The 17,932-nt window shown below is 75.5% G+C and carries 15 protein-coding genes; 11 read left to right on the forward strand and 4 right to left on the reverse strand.

The features are described 5' to 3' along the window. Positions 1-184 precede the first annotated feature (184 nt). Positions 185-1,129 (reverse strand): alpha/beta fold hydrolase, encoded by a 945-nt coding sequence (locus BTM25_RS27735; protein WP_235828730.1) that lies wholly within the window; start codon positions 1,127-1,129, stop codon positions 185-187. A 352-nt stretch (positions 1,130-1,481) separates the two neighbouring features. On the opposite strand from BTM25_RS27735, the gene BTM25_RS27740 reads away from it, so the two are divergent. The 3 genes from BTM25_RS27740 (at position 1,482) to BTM25_RS27750 (ending at position 2,925) form a co-directional block, all read left to right on the forward strand. Further along, complete coding sequence (locus BTM25_RS27740; RefSeq protein WP_103566432.1) at positions 1,482-2,072, forward strand: TetR/AcrR family transcriptional regulator; 591 nt, start codon at positions 1,482-1,484, stop codon at positions 2,070-2,072. 54 nt (positions 2,073-2,126) lie between these two features. Beyond that, positions 2,127-2,402, forward strand: a complete 276-nt coding sequence (locus BTM25_RS29385) for a recombinase family protein (RefSeq protein ID WP_205648307.1) — start codon at positions 2,127-2,129, stop codon at positions 2,400-2,402. Between the two features lie 73 nt (positions 2,403-2,475). Beyond that, the gene (locus BTM25_RS27750; protein ID WP_103566433.1) at positions 2,476-2,925 is read left to right on the forward strand and encodes a hypothetical protein; all 450 of its coding nucleotides are present in this window, start codon (positions 2,476-2,478) and stop codon (positions 2,923-2,925) included. 741 nt (positions 2,926-3,666) lie between these two features. Here BTM25_RS27750 and BTM25_RS27765 read toward each other — a convergent pair. Further along, positions 3,667-4,242 (reverse strand): dihydrofolate reductase family protein, encoded by a 576-nt coding sequence (locus tag BTM25_RS27765; RefSeq protein ID WP_103566438.1) that lies wholly within the window; start codon positions 4,240-4,242, stop codon positions 3,667-3,669. Positions 4,243-4,390: 148 nt separating this feature from the next. Here BTM25_RS27765 and BTM25_RS27770 point away from each other — a divergent pair, with 148 nt between their 5' ends. Then, positions 4,391-5,509: a tyrosine-type recombinase/integrase gene (locus tag BTM25_RS27770; protein ID WP_168212265.1), complete on the forward strand. Its 1,119-nt coding sequence runs from the start codon at positions 4,391-4,393 to the stop codon at positions 5,507-5,509. A gap of 37 nt (positions 5,510-5,546) precedes the next feature. Continuing rightward, positions 5,547-6,122, forward strand: coding sequence for a TetR/AcrR family transcriptional regulator (locus tag BTM25_RS27775; protein ID WP_103566443.1), 576 nt, complete (start codon positions 5,547-5,549; stop codon positions 6,120-6,122). A 321-nt stretch (positions 6,123-6,443) separates the two neighbouring features. On the opposite strand, the gene BTM25_RS27780 is transcribed toward BTM25_RS27775, so the two are convergent. Together BTM25_RS27780 and rsgA are read right to left on the reverse strand one after the other, a co-directional pair. Then, on the reverse strand, positions 6,444-6,944 hold the full coding sequence (locus tag BTM25_RS27780; RefSeq protein ID WP_103566445.1) for a GNAT family N-acetyltransferase: 501 nt from the start codon (positions 6,942-6,944) through the stop codon (positions 6,444-6,446). Continuing rightward, positions 6,941-7,993, reverse strand: coding sequence for a ribosome small subunit-dependent GTPase A (gene rsgA, locus BTM25_RS27785; protein WP_103566448.1), 1,053 nt, complete (start codon positions 7,991-7,993; stop codon positions 6,941-6,943). Before rsgA ends, BTM25_RS27780 begins: the two co-directional genes overlap by 4 nt. A gap of 264 nt (positions 7,994-8,257) precedes the next feature. Between rsgA and BTM25_RS27790 the strand changes: the two genes are divergently transcribed. The 6 genes from BTM25_RS27790 (at position 8,258) to BTM25_RS30775 (ending at position 17,922) form a co-directional block, all read left to right on the forward strand. Continuing rightward, a complete protein-coding gene (locus BTM25_RS27790) occupies positions 8,258-10,387 on the forward strand; it encodes a hypothetical protein (RefSeq protein WP_103566451.1) in 2,130 nt (709 codons plus the stop codon). Between the two features lie 74 nt (positions 10,388-10,461). Then, entirely contained in the window at positions 10,462-11,181 is a 720-nt protein-coding gene (locus tag BTM25_RS27795; protein WP_103566453.1) for a response regulator transcription factor, read from the forward strand. Beyond that, positions 11,178-12,635 (forward strand): HAMP domain-containing sensor histidine kinase, encoded by a 1,458-nt coding sequence (locus tag BTM25_RS30770; RefSeq protein ID WP_268877692.1) that lies wholly within the window; start codon positions 11,178-11,180, stop codon positions 12,633-12,635. Before BTM25_RS27795 ends, BTM25_RS30770 begins: the two co-directional genes overlap by 4 nt. Positions 12,636-12,698: 63 nt before the next feature. Further along, positions 12,699-13,928 (forward strand): glycosyltransferase, encoded by a 1,230-nt coding sequence (locus BTM25_RS27805; protein WP_103566456.1) that lies wholly within the window; start codon positions 12,699-12,701, stop codon positions 13,926-13,928. Beyond that, positions 13,889-15,928, forward strand: coding sequence for an ArnT family glycosyltransferase (locus tag BTM25_RS27810; protein ID WP_235828732.1), 2,040 nt, complete (start codon positions 13,889-13,891; stop codon positions 15,926-15,928). Before BTM25_RS27805 ends, BTM25_RS27810 begins: the two co-directional genes overlap by 40 nt. Further along, positions 15,925-17,922, forward strand: coding sequence for a mannosyltransferase YkcB-related protein (locus BTM25_RS30775; RefSeq protein ID WP_103566459.1), 1,998 nt, complete (start codon positions 15,925-15,927; stop codon positions 17,920-17,922). Before BTM25_RS27810 ends, BTM25_RS30775 begins: the two co-directional genes overlap by 4 nt. Positions 17,923-17,932 lie beyond the last annotated feature (10 nt).

The raw sequence follows: 17,932 nt of genomic DNA on the forward strand, positions 1-17,932 counted from the left end.
CGTCATCGGGCAGTCATCGGCCTCGACGGTCAGAAAGCCGTCCTCGCTCACCCCGAGACCGTTTCATGGGTGCGTTTCGCAGGTCGAGCGTATGCGCCAACCTGTGGAACGTCGTCCGGCCTGGTCGGCGGCGCGGTGCTTCACAAGTGGCCGCCTATGAAAAGGCGCGCGGTTCCAGATCCAGTTACCGCCCACCGGAACAGGTTTCTGGCGTATTCCGGCCGTTCGCCATGAAGGTCGTCAGCGCGGCGGCGACGGCTTCGGGTTGTTCGTCGGGGATGAAGTGCCCGGCGTCGGGGATGGTGAGTCCGGTGATGTTGTCGGCCCAGGGATTGATGGACGCTGCCATGTCGGGGATGGAACCGTGGCTGCTGGAGATTCCGAGGACGGGAAATGTCAGGCGTTGGCGACTGAGTGCCTGGTGGTTCTTGCGTGCTGATTCGTGTGCTGCCCGGTAGTAGGCGAGGGAGGCTCGGAGGCCGCCGTCGGTGGCGAGGGCTGCCGCGTAGTGGTCGAAGTCGGTCTCGTCGAAGGTGCCGGGAGCGAAGGTCTTCGCCGTCAGGAACCAGTGGGCGTACTCCCGTTCGCGTCCGGCGAGCAGGATCTCGGGTAGGTCGGGCACGAGGTGGAACGCGAAGTGCCAGGTCTTGTGCGCCCGAGCCGGGTCGGTGGGAACGGTCTCGGGGAGGGTGATGCCGGGGATCCCGGCGTCGAGCAGCACGAGTCCGCGCAGTTGGCTCTGGTAGTTGAGCGCCAGGGAGAAAGCGACCCAGGCGCCGATGTCGTGGGCGACCAGCCAGTATTCGTGGACTCCGATTTCCGCGACGGCGGCATGGACGTTGGCGGCGACGGTGTGGGTGTCGTAGCCGTCATCCGGGCGTTCGGAGTGTCCTTGCCCGGGCAGGTCGATGGCGATGACGTGGAACCGGTCGGTGAGACCGGGCATGACCTTTTCCCAGGCTCGCCAGTTCTGCGGGAACCCGGCGAGCAGGACCACGGCCGGACCTTTTGGTTGGCCGCCTTCGACCGCGTGCAGATGGACGCCTCCCGCGTCGACCCAGCGATGGGTGAAGCCGTCGAGGTCGTGCAGCGGCAGGGCGGGCACCGGGTTACTGATCAAGTCGCTCACGGGGTCCTCCGTCGGTGTTGGTGTGTGCTTGTTCGGCGGTGCGTCCGAAGATGAAACGGATGACGTTGGCGGCCAGGGCTGGGCTGGAGATCCGGGTCCCGGAGACCTGATCCATCAGGCCTAGGAGCAGGACCGGAACGGTCGCCCGCGCAGGTCACGGCCACGTTCGTGATGCCCGGTTCGCGGTGCAGGACGTAGGCGACGAAGACCGGGGTGGTGGTGACCGGCCCGAAGCCGAACCGCGATGGAGTGCCCGGTCATGGCCATGGCTATAGACTAACCCATCTTGAACTGATCAGTCCAAGATGGAAGATGGACACCGCAGGGCACACCGTCGGCGAGGAAGTGCACCGTGGCAGGCAAGAAGCAGTTCGACATGGACGCGGCTCTCGACGCCGCGATGGTCCAGTTCTGGCACGCCGGGTACTCCGATACCTCGGTGGACGATCTGTCCCGGGCGACCGGCATGAACCGCAGCTCGATCTACTCCTCGTTCGGGGACAAGGACGCCCTCTTCCTGCGTTGCCTGGACCGCTATGCGGCGCGCTACGGCGAGAAGTACACCGCTGCCCTCTCGGGTGCCGACGCTGAGCCCGTCGCGGCCGTTCGCGCTTTCTTCGACGTCACATTGGAACGCATCTCCGATCCAGCGCTGCCCAACGGATGCCTGGTGGCCCAGTCGGCCATGACGGTCCCGGTGCTGAGCCCGGCGATCGCCGCGCGGGCGGAAGAGGCGCTCGGCTCCCAGCATCAGCGCCTGCGCGCGGCCCTCACAAGCGGGCGCCTCACCGATCGAGAAGCCGACGCCTTCGCCGTGCACGTGGCAGCCGTGAACCAGTCACTCGCGGTAATGAGCAGAGCCGGAACGAGCCCGGCACAACTCCAGGCCGTCGTTGATGTGACCATCGACGCGCTTGCCAAAACACTTCGGGAACACGACTAGACGCGTAAGTCCGAAGTCGATGAAATGTCGAGAGACGGGCGACGGTTATTCAAGTTGGTCGCGGGCCGGGCGCCCTGGTCGGCCGACGCCCTCGTCCCCGCGCTCGACCGACTCGGCGGCGTCCACCTTCCGCTGGGCGGCAGCATGTACGACCCCTCCGACCCCATGTCGAAAATGTTCTTCAACGTGCTGGCGATGTTCGTCGAGTTCGAGGCCGATCTGCTGATGCGCACACGCGAGGGCATCGCCGTCGCCCGCTTTTGCGGCAAACTCAAAGGCCGCGCACGCGAGCCGACCGCACGCTACCGGCGACTACCATCACCGAACTGATGGAAGCGTTCACCGTCGGCCGGGCCTTGGACCGCGCCGCCACCACCGGGCTCGGTCATGCCACGGATGCGTCATGACCACAGGCGTGCGCGTCATCGACTTCGTCGTCCGGCGGCGACCCGACCTGCAGATCCACGAGGTGGTGCCCGCCATCGACGGTCAGTTCCTCCTCGATCTGATCGACCGATTCGAGGTCGGCGCGGACATGCGGCCGGCCGGTGGCGCCTACGGTGGCCTCATCCCCGAGTACTACCGCTACGGCCCACTCGACGAGCACTTCCTGGGCAAGGAGAGCCTTGGGCTCGGCCCCAAGACGGCGGTGCTGGGCTGCGAGTGCGGCGAGGTCGGCTGCTGGCCGCTCATGACCCGGATCACGCCGACCGGGAACGTGGTTCTCTGGGACGGCTTCGAACAGATCCACCGTCCGTCCCGCGATTACACGGGCTTCGGGCCCTTCCTGTTCGACCGAGCGCAGTACGACCGAGCGCTCGACGCCTTGCTCCAGACCGAGGGGACGACATGAAGCGCCGCGAGGCTGCGCTTGATCGGGACGTGGCCACGCCGCTGGTGGCCGTCCCGCAAGGGCGCTTCCGCCAGCAGCTTTCAACAGGCGATGACCCGGCGGCCGATGGGCTGGACCTGGCACACCACCGGCCCGAACGGGCGCGCATGGATGCTGGACCACGTCCAGCGCGGCGGGCGAACCTGGACGCCGCCACCACCCCCGTCCCCCGCAAGGGTTCAGCGCCGCTGACGCTGCGCCAGCGGGCTGGTGGGACGCTGGACGGTCAAAGCCCCTGCCGGGCACCGGTCGCTGCTCCCAGAAGCGCACGTTCTCAAGGCCCTGGACACCGACGCGGTATGCGCCCTGTTCGAAGAGGCCGGACGGCTCCGATGTACGACGGCGAACAGGTCACCGGCATGGTCGCCGTACTCCCGGAGACCTTCACGGCATTGCCCTCAGATCTGCCCCGGCGCGAACAGTTGCGACTCGTCCACCGCGCTCGGTTTATAGAGCGGGACACGTACCTCTGGGGCCGAGACCACGAGCCCGAATGCGGCCCGGAGGTCTGCGGTTATACCCCCGAAGCCTCGACCGACAAGCCCCCTCCGACCACCTGACGTCGCCGACCGCGCCCCCTCGGCGGCCGACTGGTGCTCCATGTGGTCGCCGTCCTCGCGGAGGTCATGCGCGAGCTGATCGTCCGAGGCGCCCGTGAGGGCCTGGCCGCCGCGTGCGCCTGCGGCGACCCCCGGTCGGTCGTCAGCCGTGTCGGGTCGGGCGGTAGGTCAGGACCTGGGTGTTGCCGTCGAAGGTCCGGGCGTCGAGCAGTTCGAGGTCGAAGTCGTCGGCGCCGTCGAAGATGCGGTCGACGCCGGTCGATCCGGAGATCACGGGGAAGATCGTGATCTCGATGGCGTCGACCAGGTCGGCGTTCAGCAGGGCCCGGTTGAGCTTCAGGCTGCCGTGGGAGCGCAGGGGCACGTCCGATTCGGCCTTGAGCCGCTTGATCGCCTCGATGGGGTCGCCGGGCTCGATGGTGGTGTCCGGCCAGTCGAGCGGGACGGTCAGGCGGCTGGAGAGCACGGTGACCGGGGACGCGAACATGCGGGTGATCCATTCGTCGAACTGGCCGCGGTCGAAGTCCGGGTCGAGGAACGGGGCGTTCGAGGTGTAGGTGTTGGCGCCGAGCACCATGCGCAGCGGGTCGCGGTAGGCGGTGGCGCGGTGCGCGAGGAACTCGGGGCCCTGCTTGCTCCAGTAGCCGCCCCAGTCGCCGTTGTGGTTGGCGAAGCCGTCGAGCGTGGAGAAGATGTCGAAGGTGTAGGTGGCGGTCATGGTGTCTCCCTCGGGGGTCGGCAGTGCCGCGTCTTGCAGCCTCACCCTTGCTACGAACGCTTCCGGCCCGACCCGACACCGTCGGCAGGATCTTTTGAGAAACTTCCGGGACACGGCTCGGGGGACGAACGGGGTCAGGAGGGGTGGCGTGACCGGTTCCGACGATGATGTGCGCGTGGTGCCCGCGCCGTCCGCTCCTGCTGTGCCGGGTGGGGACGCGTTCGCCGAGGCCGTCGCGGTGCTGCCCGTTCTGCCGGACGACGAGCCGGGCGAGCGGTACGGGCTGCGGACGCTGACGGCGGCGTGGTTGCGCGGCCAGCGCAGCGACGCGACCCGCCGCGCCTATTTCCAGGACCTGGCGGGCTGGCTGGACCACTGTGCCCGCACCCGGCTGGATCCGCTGGCCGCGCGGCGGGCGGACGTGGACGACTGGACGGCGACGATGACCGTGGCCGTCCGGGGCGGAGGGACGCGGCCCGCGGGGTCGGCGACCAAGGCGCGCAGGCTGGCGGCGGTATCGTCCTGGTACCGGTACCTGCAGTCCAACGACGCGGCGGAGCGCAACCCGACGCTGCTGGTGCGGCGCCCGTCGGCGGCGGAGATCGAGGCGGCGGCGCGCAAGGCGCCGACGCTGAGCGTCCGGGAGACGGCGGCGCTGCTGGACGCGGCCGAGCAGCGCGCCCGCCGCGACGGCTCGGAGGCGGCCTGGCGGGACGCGGCCGTCGTGGCGCTGCTGTTCTACACGGCGCTGCGCGTGTCGGCGATCACCGGCGCGGACGTCGCGGACCTGGACACCGAGGCCGGGTACCGGGTGCTGCGGCACGCGCTGAAGGGCAAGGGCCCGGACGCGCGCGGCTACGTCCGGCTGGACGGGGACCTGTGCCGCGTGCTGGACGCCTACCTGGCCGTCCGGGGCGGCGGCGACTCGCCGTCCGGCCCGCTGCTGGTGACGACGCCGCATCCGCACGATCCGGGCCGTCCGGGCGGGAAGCGGCTCACGCAGCGGGACGTCACCAACATCCTGCGCGCGCAGGCCGAGCGCGCGGGCCTGCCCGCCGCGCGGTCGCTGACCCCGCACAGCGGACGCCGGACCGTCATCACGACGCTGCTCGGCAACGACGTGCCGCTGCCGAAGGTGCAGGACCTGGCGGGCCACGCCGACCCGCGCACGACGCGCCGCTACGACGACACCAACCACCGGCTGGCCGCGTCCCCGGTGACGGACCTGACGCGGATCATCGCGCGGCACCGGGGCGAGCCCGGCTAAGGTTTCGGCCGTTCACCCGCTTCAGGACGGAGGCCGCATGGCGCGTGCGGGCGTCACCGCCGAACGTCTCGCCCGGACGGCGGCGGAACTGGCCGACGAGTCCGGTTTCGACCACCTGACCGTCTCGGCCGTGGCGCGGCGGCTCGGCGTGAAGGACCCGAGCCTGTACGCGCACATCGCCAGCGCCCGGGACCTGAAGACGCGGGTGGCGCTGCTCGCGCTGGACGAACTGGCGGGCCGTGTCGCCGACGCGCTGGCCGGCCGGTCGGGCCGGGACGCGCTGGTCGCGTTCGCCGACGCCTACCGCGCCTATGCCCGCGAGCATCCGGGGCGATACGCGGCGGCGCGGTTCCCCCTGGACGCCGAGACCGCGGCGACGAGCGCGGCGCCGCGTCACTCGGCGATGACGCGGGCGCTGCTGCGCGGCTACGGCCTGCGCGAACCGGACGAGACGGACGCGGTGCGGTTCCTCGGCAGCGTGTTCCACGGGTTCGTAAGCCTGGAGGCGTCGGGCGGGTTCGCGCACACGCCGCGCGAGGCGGACGCGTCGTGGGCGTGGCTGCTGGAGACGGTGGACGCGGCGCTGCGGTGCCGCCGACCGGACGACGCCTGATCAGGACGCACCGGGGAACATCGCGGCGCCGGGACGCGGTCGAGCCCGAGGGCGCGGCGCTCCTCTCGCCCGATGCGGGACCGGCGGGTGCCGCGGACGGCGCCCGGACGCCATGAGGGCCGGGCAGGCTCGCTGTACACCGCGGCCAGCGTGCCGCTCGCGTGCCTGCGGGGCGGCAGCGCGTCCCGTGGAGGTGCTGACGGCAGCGTGCCGGACGCTGTTCAGGAATCCGGCGCGGTGTGCCCGGGCGTCGTGGGGACGGCGCATCGGGTGCTGGCGGTGCGCGCCTGCCGGCGGTGGGGCCGGCAGGCGCGCGTCCCGTCAGACGCCGAACGGGGCCGGGTAGCGGATCCGGCCGGCGGGGACGGGGCCGTCGCGCAGGGCGAGGGCCATGAGGGCGTCGTCCGGCACGTCGAACCCGGCGGTGATCCCGTACCGGGACGCCGGGACGAACCCGAACCTCGGGTAGTACGCCGGGTGCCCGAGGAGGACGGCGAGGGCTTCGCCGGCGTCGCGTGCCGCGCCGAGCGCGGCGGTGACGGCGGCGGTGCCCGCGCCCGTCCGCTGCCGGGCGGGGTGGACGGCGACGGGTGCGAGGGCGAGCGCGGCGGCGTCCCCGACGTGGCAGCGGGTGAGCAGGGCGTAGCCGGTGACGGGTCCGCCGGGCGGCGCGGCCGTCCACGCCAGGCCCGGCAGCCAGGCGGGGTCGCCGCGCAGCGCGTCGACCAGGTCGGCCTCGGCGGGGGTGGGGAACGCGGCGCGCACGACGGCGCGGACGGCCGCGTGGTCGGCGGGGGTCTCGGGGCGGGTCGTCCAGGTCATCGGCGGTCCTCCCGGGTGCCGCGCTCGCGGTAGATGCGCCGCTGCTCGCGGACGATCTGCTTGTGGCGGCCGGTGCGTTCGGCGCGCAGGCGGGCGTCGTCGCGGGACCGCGCCCACTCGTCCTCGCGCAGCAGCCGCCGGTAGCCGTCCAGGCGCCGTCCGGGCAGGGCGCCGGACGCGACGGCGGCCAGGACGGCGCAGCCGGGTTCGGCGACGTGCGCGCAGTCGGTGAACCGGCAGCCGCGGGCGAGGTCCTCGATGTCGGAGAAGACGTGCCGGATGCCGTCGGCGGCGTCGTGGAGCCCGACGCCCCGCAGGCCGGGGGTGTCGATGAGGGCGCCGCCGCCGGGCAGCGGGTGCAGTTCGCGGCGGACGGTGGTGTGGCGTCCCTTGCCGTCGGCGGCGCGGACGGCGCCGGTGGCGAGCCGGTCGGCGCCCAGCAGCGCGTTGGCCAGCGTGGACTTGCCCGCGCCGGACGCGCCGAGCAGTGCGACGGTGCCGGTGAGCAGGGCGCGGACGGCGTCGAGTCCGGTGCCGTCCGGGGCCGCGACGGTCCGGACGTCCACGCCGGGTGCCGCCGCGGACGCCTCGGCGGCGTCGGCGGCGGGGTCGGGGCTGCGGTCGGCCTTGGTCAGGACGATCACGGGCCGGGCGCCGCTCTCCCAGGCCAGCGCGAGCGTCCGCTCGATCCGGCCGGGGTTGACGGGCTGGTCCAGGGCGGCGACGACCGCGACGGTGTCGACGTTGGCGGCCAGGACCTGGCCGTCCGACGTGCGTCCGGCCGAGGCGCGGACGATCGCGGTGCGGCGCGGCAGGAGCGCCGCGACGTGCGGGTCGCCGGGAGTGAGGGCCGCCCAGTCGCCGGTGCAGGGCGCGAGCCCGGGGGCGCAGGCGGCGCGCAGCGGGCCGTCGGGTCCGTGGGCGTCGCAGCGTCCGCGGTCGACGGCGGTGATCCGCGCGGGGACGAGCCCGGCGGCGCGGTGGGGGGTGAACAGGGCGTTCCAGTCCTCGTCCCAGCCGAGGGAGAGGAGGTCGTGCGGGAAGTCCAAGACGGAACCTTCAGGTCGAGGTCCCGGCGGGCAGGGGTCAGCCGCGGGACCGGAGGACGACGTTGGCCGGGGCGCCGCGCAGGGCGGCGTAGGCGACGACGGCCATAGGTCGCGCCTCCCTCCGGTTGTCGTTTGCTCCGTCTGCCGTGGACGTTACCGGGCGCTCCCGGTCCCGCGCGACTGCTTTTTCGCGCCGCCGCGCGGGAACCGGAGGGCGGGGGCCGGCGGTTATCGTGGCAGGAGACCGACGAGTGGGGGCGCGGCGTGGACGGACGAGCGGACCGGGACCCGGGCGGCCCCGACGAGCCGGTGCGGGACCTGGTGACGCGGCTGGACCGCGCGGCGGCGGGCCGGCTGGAGGAGCTGTGGGCGGGCCTGCGCGACGAGCTGGCGCCCGCCGCCCGCCGGGCCGGGGCGCTGACCGAACCGGCCCGCGGCCTGGCCAAGGACGTCGCGGGCGACATGATCCGCGACCTGGCCGGCGCCAGCGCCGACACGGCCGCGGCGCGGATGCTGGACCGGCTCGCCGGGACGCCCGCGATGCGCGCGGTGGAACGCGCCGCCCACGACGCGGCGGTGCGGCTGGCGGTCGCGGCGGCCGAGCGGGCGGTGGCGGACGCGCGGGCTGTGGCGGCGTCCAACCCGGTGACCGGCGCGGCGCTGGACGCGACGACGACGGCGGTCGCGCTGGCCGGGCAGGCCGCCCAGCGCGCGGCGCGGCTGGCGGGTCCGCTGGCGGGGCCGTTCGCACGGGCGTCGTCGCCCGCGCTGGAGGCCGTCGCGGACGCGGCGGGCCGCACGGTGTCGGCGACGGTGACGGCGCCGGTGGTGCAGGCCGCGTCGCGGGCGGTCGCGGACGCGGTGCTGGACGCGGTCGCCGAGGCCGCCGTGGAGGTCGCGCTGGACGTCGGCCGGGACGTGGCGGTGCAGGTGGTGCGGGAGACGGCGCGGGAGGCCGTCCGGGGCGCGGCGACGGCGGTGCGGGCGCGCGCCGCCGACACCACGGGGCTGCGTCCGGTGTCGTCGGCGGCGGCGGACCTGGCGGTGCGCGCGGCGGGCAGCGACGCGGCGCGCACGGCGGGCGGGATGGTCGCGGCGGTCGCGGGCGGTGTCGCGGGCAGCGCGGTGGCGCGGACGGCGCGGGACCTGGCGGGCCGCGCGGCGGCGCGCGCGACGGTCCTGGCGGTCGAGGCGGTCCTCTCGGAGCTGCTGCGGGAGGCGCTGAAGGCGGCGCTGCGCGAGCGCGTGCGCGGCCTGCTGCGCGACGTGGCCCGCGATGTGGTGGTTGACGTGACCCGGACGACCTGGACGGCGGCGACCCGCCCGTCCCCGCCCCGGCCCCCCACCGCCTGCGAGGCGGCCGCCGACAGCCCCGCCCCGGCCCGCGCGGCGGCGGACGAGCCGTCACCACGGCGCATCCCGGCACCCTCAGAACCGGCAAACGACGCATGGGCCACGGCCACCCGTGCCCCGTCCGGCCCGCACACCGCCGGAAAGCCGGCGCCCGAGCAAGCACCAGACGCCCCGGCCAGCGAGCCGACGCCCCCGAATCCCGCGGCCGGACCCGCGCGGCTGACGCCCACGCCCGGCCCGGCGGACCAGCCGCCGACAGCCGGAAGGCCTGCGGGCGCACGTCCGCCGGTTCCGGAACCGGCGGACGGGTCTGCGGAGGCGGCGTCCGGCCCGGCGAACCTGCCTGGGGCGTCCGGCGAGCCTGCCAGTGCCCGGAAGCCGACGGTCTTGAAGCCGGCGGACGGATCTGTGGAGGCGTCCTCCGGCCCGGTGGACCCGCCGTCGGCGTCCGGAAAGCGCGCCGACTCCCGGAAACCGACAGTCCCGGACGTTGCGGACAAATCCGCATGGGCGAGGGCCACCCGCGAGGCGGCGGACCTCCCGTCGGCCGGAAAGCCCGCGCGCGAGACCGGGAGGCCGACGGCATCAGAACCGGTGGACGGATCAGCCTGGGCGATGGCAACGCGCGAAGCGGGCGGTCGCTCGGCGTCGCGGGACGCCGCACGCACTGACACGGCACGCCCTGACGCGGCGCAGGCGGACGACGCGTGGGCGACGGCCGTCCGCGACGCAGGACGGCCGTCGGCGGCCGGGGAGCCCGTCGTCGTCCGCAGGCCGGTGGTTCCGGAACCGGCGGACGGGTCCGCGCGGGAGGCGGCCACGCGTGCGCGGGACGCATCCGTGGTGAAGGCGCGGGCAGCGGTGCCGGACGCGGCGGGGTCGCCGTCGGTGGGAAGGCCCGCGCCGGGCGGTGCGGCCGGCGGGGCGGGCGTGCGGCGGACGCCGGTCGGGGCGGTGGGCGGTGCCGTCCGGTACGCCGTGCGGGTTCGCGCGGTGCGGCTGCCGGTGGCGCGGCTGCCGTGGGGGCTGAGGGTCGGCTGAGAAGTTCCTGAGAGCGGCATGAGAATCCCGGCGGCGGCGGTGGGGCCGCCGGGACGCGTGGTTACGGTGGGTGCATGGAGGCGGGGACGCAGGACGCGGCGGCGCGGATCCTGATCGTGGACGACGAGCCGGCGGTGCGGGAGTCGCTTGCGGGGAGCCTGGAGTTCGAGGGCTACCGGGTGGAGGAGGCCGCCGACGGGGCGCTGGCGCTGGACCGGGTCGCCGAGCGCCGCCCGGACCTGATCGTGCTGGACGTGCTGATGCCGCGGATGGACGGCCTGACGACGTGCCGGCGGCTGCGCGCGCAGGGCGAGGTGATGCCGGTGCTGATGCTGACGGCGCGCGACATGGTCGGGGACCGGGTGACGGGCCTGGACGCGGGCGCCGACGACTACCTGGTGAAGCCGTTCGAGCTGGACGAGCTGCTGGCGCGGATCCGGGCGCTGCTGCGCCGGACCGCGATGGCGGCCCCGGCTGGCGCCGAGCCGGGCGGCGTCCTGACGTTCGGGGACCTGCGGATGGACACGGTGACGCGGGAGGTGACGCGGGCGGGCCGTCCGCTGGGCCTGACGCGCACCGAGCACATGCTGCTGGAGATGTTCCTGCTGCATCCGCGGCAGGTCCTGACGCGGGAGCAGATTTTGGAGACGGTGTGGGGGTTCGATTTCGAGCCCGCGTCCAATTCGCTGGACGTGTACGTGATGTACCTGCGCCGCAAGACCGAGGCGGGCGGGCTGCCGCGGGTGGTCCACACGGTGCGGGGCGTGGGGTACGTGCTGCGCGCGTCGGCGTGAGCCGGGCGTGGCGGCCGCTGGGGCGGCTGCCGTTGCGGGGGCGGCTGGCGCTGCTGATCGCGACGGCGGTGGCGGTGGCGGTGGCGGCGTGCGCGACGCTGTCGTGGTTCCTGGTCCGCGACCAGCTCTACCGGGAGCTGGACCGCAGGCTGGGGGTGCTGGGCGGCCCGCCGGGGCGGGCGGGCGACCCCGGGCGCGGCGCGCGGTGGGCCGAGGACCTCACGCGGCTGGCGGCGGTGTGCTCCCCGGACCCCACCGAATCCGGATCAACGTTCCGTTTCCCCGGCCCGTACGACATCGTGCAGGTGGTGAAGGCCGACGGGACGCGCTGCACCGTCCCGGACGCGGGCGCGCTGACGGTGACGCGCGCGGACCGGGAGGTCGCGGCGGGCCGGGCGGCGCAGGCCGTCCACAACGGGTCGGGGGTGACGGCGGGCGGCGCGGGCACGCGGGTGCGGGTCCTGACGCGTCCGGCGGTGACCCTGGACGGGACGCGGGTGGCGCTGTCGTACGCGATCCGCCTGGACCAGGTGAACCGTCCGCTGAACGACCTGGCGCTGATGCTGAGCGCGGTGGCGGCGTTCGGGGTGCTGGTGTCGGCGGGCGCGGGACTGATGATCGCGCGGGCGTCGCTGCGGCCCGTGGACGAGCTGACCGACGCGGTGGAGCACATCGCCCGCACCGAGGACCTCGGGACGCCGATCCCCGCGCACGGCGCCGACGAGATCGCCCGGCTGAGCCGGTCGTTCAACCTGATGACGTCGGCGCTGGCGGCGTCGCGGGAGCGGCAGCGGCAGCTCATCGCCGACGCGGGCCACGAGCTGCGGACGCCGCTGACGAGCCTGCGCACCAACATCGACCTGCTGCTGCGGTCGGAGCAGACGGGCCGGGAGCTGCCGGCGGGGACGCGGCACCGGCTGCTGGTGAGCGTGAAGGCGCAGATGGTGGAGCTGTCGAGCCTGGTGGGGGACCTGCTGGAGCTGGGCCGTCCGGACGAGCGGGGCCCCGAGCAGGCGGCGGTCGCCCTCCACGAGGTGGTGGGGCGGGCGGTGGAGCGGGCGCGGCTGCGCGGCCCGGGCCTGCGGGTGGACGCGGCGGTGGAGCCGTGGTTCGTGCGCGGCGATCCGGGGTCGCTGGAGCGGGCGGTGGTGAACCTGCTGGACAACGCGGTGAAGTTCAGCCCGCCGGGCGGGACGGTGCGGGTGCGGCTGGCGGGCGGGGAGCTGGTGGTGGCCGACGAGGGCCCGGGGATCCCGGCGGCGGACGTCCCGCACGTGTTCGAGCGGTTCTGGCGGTCGCCGTCGGCGCGGAGCCTGCCGGGGTCGGGCCTGGGCCTGTCGATCGTGGCGCGGGTGGCGCGGGAGACCGGCGGGCGGGTCGCGGTGGACCGCGCGGACGGCGGCGGGGCGCTGCTGCGCCTGTCCCTGCCGGGCGGGCCCGCCGAGCCGTCCTGATTCTCATGGCGCGTTCATGCGCGCCTCACCGGTCCCCCAGACCGGGCCCCGACGGTGGAGCGCATGAGCCACCTGATCACCGAGAGCGGCGCGCGGGACGCGCCGTCCGGGCCGCCGCCGGGGCACGCGCGGCTCGTCGAGGTCGTCGTGCCCGTCCACAACGAGGAGCGGGTGCTGGCCGCGAGCGTGCGGCGCCTGCACCGGTACCTGGACGGGACGTTCCCCTACCCGTTCCGGATCACGATCGCCGACAACGCCAGCACCGACGGGACGTGGCGCGCGGCGCAGGCCCTGGCGGCGGAGCTGGAGGGGGTGCGGGCCGTCCGGCTGGACCGCAAGGGCCGGGGCCGGGCGCTGCGGCACGTGTGGAGCGGCAGCGACGCCGACGTCGTCGCGTACATGGACGCGGACCTGTCGACGGACCTGGACGCGTTCCTTCCGCTGGTCGCGCCGCTGATCTCCGGGCACAGCGACCTGGCGATCGGGTCGCGGCTGACGCGGGGCGCGGCGGTGGTGCGGGGCCCGCGCCGGGAGGTGATCTCCCGCTGCTACAACCTGTTGCTGCGGGCGGCGCTGGCGGCGCGGTTCACCGACGCGCAGTGCGGGTTCAAGGCGGCGCGGACGGAGATCGCGCAGGCGCTGCTGCCGCGCGTGGAGGACGAGGAGTGGTTCTTCGACACCGAGCTGCTGCTGCTGGCCGAGCGCAACGGGCTGCGCATCCATGAGGTCCCGGTGGACTGGGTGGACGATCCCGACAGCCGGGTGCAGGTGTGGCGGACGGCCCGCGACGACCTGCGCGGGATGGCGCGGGTGGCGCGGCGGATGCTGACGGGCGGGTTCGGCGCGCCGGTCGGCCGCCGGGACGCGGCGGCGGGCCTGCCGGCGGGGATGGCGCGGCAGCTCCCGGTGTTCGCGGTGATCGGGGCGGTGAGCACGGCGGCGCAGCTCGCCTTGTTCGTCCTGCTGCGCACGGTGCTGGGCCCGCTGGCGGCGAACGCGGTGTCGCTGGTGGTGACGACGGTCGGGAACACGGCGGCGAACCGCCGGTTCACGTTCGGCGTGACGGGGCCGGGCGGCGCGCTGCGGCACCAGGCGCAGGGCCTGCTGGCGTTCCTGCTGGGCCTGGCGCTGAGCACGGGCGGGCTGGCGGCGCTGCACGCGGCGGCGCCGGGCGCGCCGCGCGGGGTGGAGGTGCTGGCGCTGGTCGCGGCGAACGGGCTGGCGACGCTGGCGCGGTTCGTGCTGATGCGGGCGTGGATCTTCCGTCCGCGCGGCGAGGGGGGCGCGTCGTGACGGCGGCCGGGACGGAGCCGAAAGCGGCGCCGGGAGTGCTGCGCCGGGCCGCGCTCGGCGGGGACGGGCCGCGCTGGTCGCGTCCGGCGCTGTGGGCGGTGCTGGTCGCGGCGTTCGCGCTGTACGCGTGGGACCTGCCGGGCGGCGGGACGGCGAACGCCTACTACGCGGCGGCGGTGAAGAGCGCGACGCAGAGCTGGAAGGCGTTCTTCTTCGGGTCGCTGGACGCGGGGTCGTTCATCACGGTGGACAAGCCGCCGCTGGCGCTGTGGGTGCAGGCGCTGTTCGCGCGGGTGCTGGGGTTCGGCCCGTGGGCGCTGCTGCTGCCGCAGGCGCTGGCGGGGACGGCGGCGGTCGCGGTGCTGCACGCGACGGTGCGGCGGGCGTTCGGTCCGGTGGCGGCGCTGGCGGCGGCGGTGGTGCTGGCGCTGACGCCGATCACGGTCGCGATCGACCGGGACAACAACCCCGACGCCCTGCTGGTGCTGCTGCTGGTGCTGGGGGCGTGGGCGGTGCAGCGCGCGGTCACCGGGGGGCGGCTGCGGTGGCTGCTGGCGGCGGCGTTCCTGGTGGGGTGCGGGTTCAACACCAAGATGCTGCAGGCGTTCCTGGTCGTCCCGCCGTTCGCGCTGGCGTACCTGGTCGCGGCGCGTCCATCGTTCCCGCGCCGGGTGGCGCACCTGGCGGCGGCGGGCGCGGTGCTGGCGGTGTCGGGCGGCTGGTGGATGGCCGTGGTCGACGCGGTCCCGGCGGGGTCGCGGCCGTTCATCGGCGGCAGCACCGACGGGACGGTGCTGGACCTGGTCGTCGGCTACAACGGCCTCGGCCGGATCCTCGGCCGCGACGCGCCGGGCGGCGGCGCGGGCGGCGGTGCGGGGTTCGGCGGAGAGCCGGGCGCGGGACGGCTGTTCAACGACGTCGTCGGCGGCCAGATCTCGTGGCTGCTGCCGCTGGCGGTCCTGGTGCTGCTGGCCGGGGGGCTGCTGCTGGCGCGGCGTCCGCGCCGGGACGTCCAGGGCGCGGCGCTGCTGCTGTGGGGCGGGTGGCTGGCGGTCCACTACGCCGTGTTCAGTTTCGCGCAGGGCACGTTCCACCCGTACTACACGACGGCGCTGGCCCCGGCGGTCGCGGCGCTGGCCGGGGCGGGAACGGTCCTCGCCGCCGACCTGTACCGGCGGCGGCGCTGGGCGTGGACGGTTCCGGCGGGCGTGGCGGTGACGGGCGGCTGGGCGTTCGCGCTGCTGGCGCGGACGCCGGGCTGGCATCCGTGGCTGCGCTGGACGGTCGCCGCGGCGGCGGTCGCGGCGGTCGCGGGCCTGCTCGCGGCCCGGTACGCGCGGGCCGCGCGGCGGGTGCTGCCCGCGGCCGTGGCGGCTGCGGTGGTCGCGGGCCTGGCGGGGCCGGGCGCCTACGCGGTCGCGGCGGCGTCGGCGGCGTCCAACGGGACGAACCCGCTGGCGGGCCCGTCGGCGGGCGCGGGCTTCCCGGGCCGTCCGGACCGAACCGCGATGCCACCCGGCGTCCGGAACATGCCGGGCGCACCGTCCGGCGCACCGTCCGGCGCAGGGTCGGGCGCTCCGTCGGGGATGGCGCCGCGCGGCGGGCCGGGGCGGATGCGCGGCGGGTTCGGCGGCGGGCCGGGCGGCGGGGTGGACGCGAAGATGACGTCCTACCTGGAGCGGAACCAGGGGTCGGCGCGGTGGCTGGTGGCGGTGTCGAGCGCGCAGTCGGCGTCGTCGCTGATCCTGGCGACGGGCCGTCCGGTGATCGCGATGGGCGGGTTCACCGGCTCCGACCCGGCGATGACCGTGGGGAAGCTTCAGGCGCTCGTGCGGTCGGGCCGGTTGCGGTACGTGCTGGTCGGAGGCGGTTTCGGCCCGGACCGCGGTGCGGACGGCGTGAGCGCGTGGGTGCGCGAGCACGGCACGCGGGTGCCGGCGTCGGCGTACGGGGGGACGTCGGACGGCTCGTCCGTCCTGTACCGGCTGGAGGCGTCATGACCGCGGCGGCGCGGGACGGCGATCCGGTGTGGGCGCGGCCCGCGCTGGGGGTGCTGCTGGCGGCCACGGCGGCGCTGTACCTGTGGGGCCTGGGCGCGTCGGGCTGGGCGAACGCGTTCTACGCGGCGGCGGCGCAGGCCGGGTCCGAGAGCTGGTCGGCGTTCTTCTTCGGGGCGTCGGACGCGGCGGGCGCGATCACCGTGGACAAGACGCCGGGCGCGCTGTGGCCGATGGCGCTGTCGGCGCGGCTGTTCGGGGTGAACTCCTGGAGCCTGCTGGTCCCGCAGGCGCTGATGGGGGTGGGGACGGTCGCGCTGCTGCACGCGGCGGTGCGGCGGTCGCTGGGCCGGACGCCGGGCAGCGTGGTCCCGGCGCTGCTGGCGGGCGCCGCGCTGGCGGTGACGCCGGTCGCGGCGCTGATGTTCCGGTTCGACAATCCCGACGCGCTGCTGGTGCTGCTGCTGACGGCGGCGGCGTACGCGCTGCTGCGGGCGCGGGAGGACGCGCGGGCGCGGTGGGTGGTGGTGTGCGGCGCGCTGGTCGGGGCGGGGTTCCTGGCGAAGATGCTGCAGGCGTTCCTGGTGGTGCCGGTGTTCGCCGCGGTGTACCTGGCGGTGGCGCCGGGCGGGCTGCGGGGCCGGGTCGTGCGGCTGCTGGCGGGCGGTGCGGCGCTGGTGGCCGCGGCGGGCTGGTGGGTGGCGGCGGTCGCGCTGGTCCCGGCGGGGTCGCGTCCCTACATCGGCGGGTCGCAGCACGACAGCGTGCTGGAGCTGGCGCTCGGCTACAACGGGCTGGGGCGGCTGAACGGCGCGGAGACCGGCGGCCTCGGCAACCTGGACGGGGACGCGGGCTGGGCGCGGATGTTCGGCCCGGTGATCGGCGGCCAGGTCGCGTGGCTGCTCCCGGCGGCGCTGCTGCTGCTCGCGGCGGGGCTGTGGGCGGTGCGGCGGGCGCCGCGCACGGACGCCCTGCGGGCGGCCTTCCTGGTGTGGGGCGGGTGGCTGCTGGTCACCGGCGCGGTGTTCAGCTTCATGCGGGGGATCTTCCACGAGTACTACACGGTGGCGCTGGCCCCGCCGATCGCGGCGCTGACGGGGCTGGGCGCGGCGGTGCTGTGGGAGCGGCGCCGCTCCCCGGCGGCGGCGGGCGTGCTGGCGGTCGCGGTGGCGGGGACGGCGGTGTGGTCGTTCGTGCTGCTGGGACGGTCGCCGGGGTGGCTGCCGTGGCTGCGTCCGCTCGTCCTCGCGGCGGGCCTGTGCGCGGCGGCGGCCCTCGCGGCGCTGCATCTGCTGCCGCGCCGCGCGGTCGCGGCGGCGTCGTTCGCGGCGGTCGCTGCGTGCCTGGCGGGCCCCTCGGCGTACGCGGTGGAGACGGCGGGGACGCCGCACACCGGGTCGATCGTGACGGCGGGTCCGGCGGTGGCGCGCGACGGCCCGGGGCGGCGCTCGGGCCGTCCGCCCGGCGGGATGCGCGGCGCACCGCCCGGGCTGCCGCGCAACCGCCCCGGCACCGGCTTCCCCGGCGCCCCGGGCAGCGGCCGCGGCCCGGCGGACGGCGTGGCGGGCGGCCAGCGCGGCGGCGCGGCCGGTGGGCCGGGCGATGGCATGGGCGGCGGGATGGGCGGGCTGCTGGGCGCGGCGACGCCGGACGCGCAGGTGACGGCGCTGCTGCGGGCGGACGCGTCGTCGTACACGTGGGCGGCGGCGGCCGTGGGCTCCAACAGTGCGGCGGGGCTGCAGTTGGCGAGCGGCCGTCCGGTGATGGCGGTCGGCGGGTTCAACGGGACGGACCCGGCGCCGACGCTGGCGGAGTTCCAGCGGCTGGTCGCCCAGAGGAAGGTCCGCTATTTCGTCGGCGGCGCGATGCCGGGAGCGCGCGGCGGGTCGGGCGGCAGTGACGCGGCGGAGCGGATCGCGCGGTGGGTGGCGGCGTCGTTCCCGTCGCGGACGGTGGCGGGCACGACCCTGTACGACCTGACGGCCGGCCGGGTGTGACGGGTGGTGT

The sequence above is a fragment of the Actinomadura rubteroloni genome (genome assembly GCF_002911665.1).
Taxonomy (GTDB): domain Bacteria; phylum Actinomycetota; class Actinomycetes; order Streptosporangiales; family Streptosporangiaceae; genus Spirillospora; species Spirillospora rubteroloni.

Coding starts and splice junctions, on each gene's coding strand:
- BTM25_RS27750 (WP_103566433.1), top strand. CDS start 2,476: ATGACCACAGGCGTGCGCGTCATCGACTTCGTCGTCCGGCGGCGACCC.
- BTM25_RS27765 (WP_103566438.1), bottom strand. CDS start 4,242: ATGACCGCCACCTACACCTTCGACATCTTCTCCACGCTCGACGGCTTC.
- BTM25_RS27775 (WP_103566443.1), top strand. CDS start 5,547: ATGGCGCGTGCGGGCGTCACCGCCGAACGTCTCGCCCGGACGGCGGCG.
- BTM25_RS27780 (WP_103566445.1), bottom strand. CDS start 6,944: ATGACCTGGACGACCCGCCCCGAGACCCCCGCCGACCACGCGGCCGTC.
- BTM25_RS27795 (WP_103566453.1), top strand. CDS start 10,462: ATGGAGGCGGGGACGCAGGACGCGGCGGCGCGGATCCTGATCGTGGAC.
- BTM25_RS27805 (WP_103566456.1), top strand. CDS start 12,699: ATGAGCCACCTGATCACCGAGAGCGGCGCGCGGGACGCGCCGTCCGGG.
- BTM25_RS30775 (WP_103566459.1), top strand. CDS start 15,925: ATGACCGCGGCGGCGCGGGACGGCGATCCGGTGTGGGCGCGGCCCGCG.